This window comes from Streptomyces sp. NPDC055078 (assembly GCF_053607985.1).
The window spans coordinates 1-4,410 of record NZ_JBSGUP010000674.1; the positions used below are offsets into that span (position 1 = coordinate 1).

At 71.4% G+C, this 4,410-nt stretch carries 5 protein-coding genes; 3 read left to right on the forward strand and 2 right to left on the reverse strand.

From position 1 onward, the window contains the following. The first annotated feature begins 225 nt into the window (after window positions 1-225). The 3 genes from ACWF94_RS34565 (at window position 226) to ACWF94_RS34575 (ending at window position 2,396) form a co-directional block, all read left to right on the forward strand. Window positions 226-1,593, forward strand: coding sequence for an L-serine ammonia-lyase (locus ACWF94_RS34565; RefSeq protein WP_453497852.1), 1,368 nt, complete (start codon window positions 226-228; stop codon window positions 1,591-1,593). Window positions 1,594-1,734: 141 nt separating this feature from the next. Beyond that, window positions 1,735-2,007: a hypothetical protein gene (locus ACWF94_RS34570; protein WP_453497855.1), complete on the forward strand. Its 273-nt coding sequence runs from the start codon at window positions 1,735-1,737 to the stop codon at window positions 2,005-2,007. After that, window positions 2,004-2,396: a type II toxin-antitoxin system VapC family toxin gene (locus tag ACWF94_RS34575; protein WP_453497858.1), complete on the forward strand. Its 393-nt coding sequence runs from the start codon at window positions 2,004-2,006 to the stop codon at window positions 2,394-2,396. The genes ACWF94_RS34570 and ACWF94_RS34575 overlap by 4 nt, the downstream gene beginning before the upstream one ends. A gap of 92 nt (window positions 2,397-2,488) precedes the next feature. Here the strand turns inward: ACWF94_RS34575 and ACWF94_RS34580 are convergent, their stop codons facing one another. Together ACWF94_RS34580 and ACWF94_RS34585 are read right to left on the reverse strand one after the other, a co-directional pair. Continuing rightward, complete coding sequence (locus ACWF94_RS34580) at window positions 2,489-3,592, reverse strand: GNAT family N-acetyltransferase (RefSeq protein WP_453497861.1); 1,104 nt, start codon at window positions 3,590-3,592, stop codon at window positions 2,489-2,491. A 137-nt stretch (window positions 3,593-3,729) separates the two neighbouring features. Next, entirely contained in the window at window positions 3,730-4,161 is a 432-nt protein-coding gene (locus ACWF94_RS34585; protein WP_453497864.1) for a hypothetical protein, read from the reverse strand. Window positions 4,162-4,410: the final 249 nt, after the last annotated feature.

Sequence of the window (4,410 nt, forward strand, 5' to 3'; positions counted from 1 at the left end):
ACACTGGACGGTGAGCGCGGTGCCCCGGCCCGTACCGCCGGTACGCCCGTACCGCCGGTACGCCCGTACCGCCGGTACGCCCGTACCGCCGGTAGTCCGTACGCCGGTAGTCCGCACCACCGCGCCACCGTACGTCCGCACCACCGCACATCCGCCCCACCGCGCCACCGCACATCCGCACCACCCGGCAGACAACGGCGTCTACCAACCCCCTAGGAGTCCCCCGTGGCCATCTCGGTCTTCGACCTCTTCTCGATCGGCATCGGCCCGTCCAGCTCCCATACGGTCGGCCCGATGCGCGCCGCCCGTATGTTCGCCCGACGGCTGAAGAACGAGGGCCTCCTCGCCCACACCGCCTCGGTCCGCGCCGAGCTGTACGGCTCCCTGGGCGCGACCGGGCACGGCCACGGCACCCCCAAGGCGGTTCTGCTGGGGCTCAGCGGCAGCTCCCCGCGCACGGTGGACGTCGAGACCGCCGACGAGCAGGTCCGGCGGATCAGGGAGTCCGGGCGGATCAGTCTGCTCGGGATGCACGAGATCGCCTTCTCCTACGACGACGACCTGGTGCTGCACCGCCGCAAGACCCTGCCGTACCACGCCAACGGCATGACGGTCCTCGCCTACGACGCGGAGGGCACGCCCGTCCTGGAGAAGACGTACTACTCGGTCGGCGGCGGCTTCGTGGTGGACGAGGACGCGGTCGGCGAGGACCGGATCAAGCTCGACGACACCGTCCTGAAATATCCTTTCCGCACCGGCGACGAACTGCTGCGGCTCACCCGCGAGACCGGTCTGTCGATCTCCGCGCTGATGCTGGAGAACGAGAAAGCCTGGCGCACCGAGGACGAGATCCGCACCGGACTCCTGGAGATCTGGCAGGTCATGCGGGCCTGTGTCTCCCGAGGCATGTCCCGCGAGGGCATCCTCCCCGGCGGCCTCAAGGTCCGCCGCCGCGCGGCCAACTCCGCCCGCCAGCTCCGCGCCGAGGGCGACCCCCTCGCCCACGCCATGGAGTGGATCACCCTCTACGCCATGGCCGTCAACGAGGAGAACGCGGCAGGCGGTCGTGTCGTCACCGCCCCCACCAACGGCGCGGCCGGCATCATCCCGGCCGTCCTGCACTACTACACGAACTTCGTCCCCGGCGCCGACGACGAGGGCGTCGTCCGCTTCCTCCTCTCCGCCGGCGCCATCGGCATGCTCTTCAAGGAGAACGCCTCCATCTCCGGCGCCGAAGTCGGCTGCCAGGGCGAGGTCGGCTCCGCCTGCTCCATGGCCGCCGGCGCTCTCGCCGAGGCCCTCGGCGGCACCCCCGAACAGGTCGAGAACGCCGCCGAGATCGGCATGGAACACAACCTCGGCCTCACCTGCGACCCGGTCGGCGGCCTCGTCCAGATCCCCTGCATCGAGCGCAACGGCATGGCCGCGGTGAAAGCCGTGACGGCGGCGAGGATGGCGCTGCGCGGCGACGGCAGCCACAAGGTGTCCCTCGACAAGGTCATCAAGACCATGAAGGAGACCGGGGCGGACATGTCGGTGAAGTACAAGGAGACGGCGCGGGGCGGGCTCGCGGTGAACATCATCGAGTGCTGACGGTGCAGGCCCTGACCAGCGCTTTTCTGCCTTTCGGCGCTGTCAGGGCCTTCCCTCCCCGGTACCTGTACCTGTACCTGTACGGGAGACCGGGCACGGATAGCGCGCACTCAATAACAATAGTTTTGTTAAAGTAGGGTCATGGCCACCTCCCCCGCTCCCGGCGAAGGCCCCGTCCGCCCGGTCTCCGTCTCCCTCCACGAAGGCACGATCGCCGCCCTCAAGGCACGTACCGGCAAGCGAGGTATGTCCGCCTACGTCGAAGCTCTCATCCAGCGCCAGCTTGAGCGGGACCTGGTGCGCGAACTCATCGAAGACGCCGAAGCTGAACACGGCCCGGTGGACCAGGCAGCGGTCGAGACCAAGCGAGCGATCCTCCGCGGTGACATGACCGGCTCGGCGGACGCGGCGTGAGTGGGACGCTCGTCCTGGACTGTGAGGGGTTGTCCCAACTCGTACGACGCTCCCCTGAAGTCACCGAGTGGCTGGCAGCGGCCGAGGCCGAGGACATCCGCGTGGTCACCAGCTCCGTCACGCTGGTCGAAGCACGCGACCCCAAGGTCAATCAGGCCCGCTTCGACTACGCCGTCTCCCGCGTGAACATCGTCCCGCCCACCGAAGCCATCGCCCGCCATGCGAGCAAGCTCCTCGCCGCTGCCGGTCTGCACGGCCACGAGTGCGCCCTCGACGCCGTCGTGGCCGCCACCGCACTCGCCTCGCCCGCCCCCGTGACTGTACTGACGTCGGACCCCGAGGACTTCCTCATGCTGTGCCGCCCCGGCGTCCGCATCATCAAGGTCTGACAACCTGCGGGGCCGCGCCACAGTCCGTCCCCGGGATCGTCCGCTTCCGCTGCGCGTCCTCGCGCTTACGGCGACGGGCGGGCCCTGTCCCGTCAGCGGTCCCGCAGGCTGCCGACGGTCCTGAGGGTTCGCGCGGCGAAGGCTGCCAGCCGGGGGCGGTCCCGGACGAAACGGTGGGCGCCGCGCACCGGCTCGCGGCTGAGCCGGTGGAGGGCGGCGCGGGGGCCGCGGCTCAGGAGGACGCCCTCGTACACGGTCAGCTCGCGTGTCTTGAGGGAGTCCTTGTAGCCGGCGTCGCCCCGTCCCAGGTCGAGCAGTCCGATGCCCGCCGCGGCGGCGGCCTCGGCCATGCGCAGATGGAGGACGAGACCGGGCGAGAACTTGGCGAAGCCCGGGTCGTAGGCCGGGAACCAGCACGACAGCACGGTGCGCGAGCGCAGGCCGAAGTGCGCGGCGACGGGTGCCCCGGCCGCGTAGAGCACCGACAGCACACCCGAGCAGCCGGGGGCTTCGGTGGCGGCGAGGCCCCGCACCAGGCGGGTGATCCACTCCTGGGCGAACCGGTCCCGTCGGCCGGTCCGGCGGTACTGCGCCGACTTCCATGCCATCAGCGTCTCCAGTACGGCCGGTTCCCGTTCGTCGAACACAAACCTCAGCGGACCGATCTGCCGGCCCATCCGGCGCTCCTGCGCCAGCGTCGACCGGAGGAACTTCCGGGAACGCTCGCGCAGCACTCCCTCGTAACGGTCGTAGCCGTCGGCGACGTCGATGACGGGTGAGGCGAACTTCTCGGTCGCGTACGGCAGGAGCTGGTGCTGTTCCATGTCGAGGTGGTCGAACTCCCAGGCGGCCAGGGAGCAGGCACGCAGCAGTCTTGCGGGGTCCAGTTCCAGGCCGGGCCGCAGAATGGCTCCCTGGCAGTCGGAGACGGCCATGCCGACCGCGCGGCCTTGCCCCCACCGCCCCCGGTCGAAGGGGAAGAACCCGGCCGGCTCGCCGCCCTGGTGCACGACCGCGACCCTGGTGCCCGGCCGGACCCGGCCCACGGCCCGGCAGAACTCCGGCGCCAGGAAGGGATTGTCCGGTGACGGCGCCGCGGCGCGCAGGTCGCGCCAGAGGGTGAGCGCCGCCGCGCTCAGCTCACCGGGGTGTATTACGTCGATGCGTTCGCCGCTGACTTCGACTCCCGTACCCATGTCTGTTCCTTGTCTCTGCCACCCGAAGGGCGGCGGTGCGCGAGGGAATGCGGAAAGGACCGGCCCGCGCTCACGACTCCGTGGCGGAGTCGGGGCGGCCGGTGTGGCGGGGCGGGCGAGTTCGCCCGGACATCCGCTCAGGTCCGCAGCACCTGAAGAACATGCAGGTCGGGGGGAGCGATACAGCCGAAGGCCGGTGGGCCGGCGGTCCGCGCGGTGTTCGGCGCGGTCATCGCCGACTGCTCCGGAGGAAGCACGGACTCGTGCTGTGCCTGCGCCGTGAGGACGGCCGCGTGATGCGCCTGCGGCGCACAGCAGACCTCACCCGGCGGGCACTCCGCCGTGACCGTTCCCGCCGGGGCGGGCAGGGCGTCCGGGGCGAGGGCCCCGGCCCCGGCCGCTGCCACCGGAACGGGTACGGGCACAGGCACGGACTGCTGGATCCGGTGATGGTCCGCCGTGCTCAGACACAGCAGGAGGGCGGCGAGCAACACCGCGACGGCGCAGCGCAGCCAGGCGGTTCCCGGCAGTCTCCGCACGCCGTTTCGGCTGTGCGTCAGCGGCGTCATACGGGTGATGCTAGCCGCCTCGGCCCCGGGGAGAGGGAGGGACCGAAGGACGGGCCGGGGGGCGGGCCGAAGAACGGAGCGGGGAACGGGCCGGGGGCGGACCGGAGAGCCGCGCTCATTGCGCGTATGAGCGGGAGGGGCCAGTGGCGGTCGGTGGCGGCGGTGGCGGGCCACCGGCGCCCCCGCGCCCCGGGCCCGGGGGACGCATCTCCGGGGCCGGGGGTCCCGGGTGCTGGCCCCGGGTCCCCC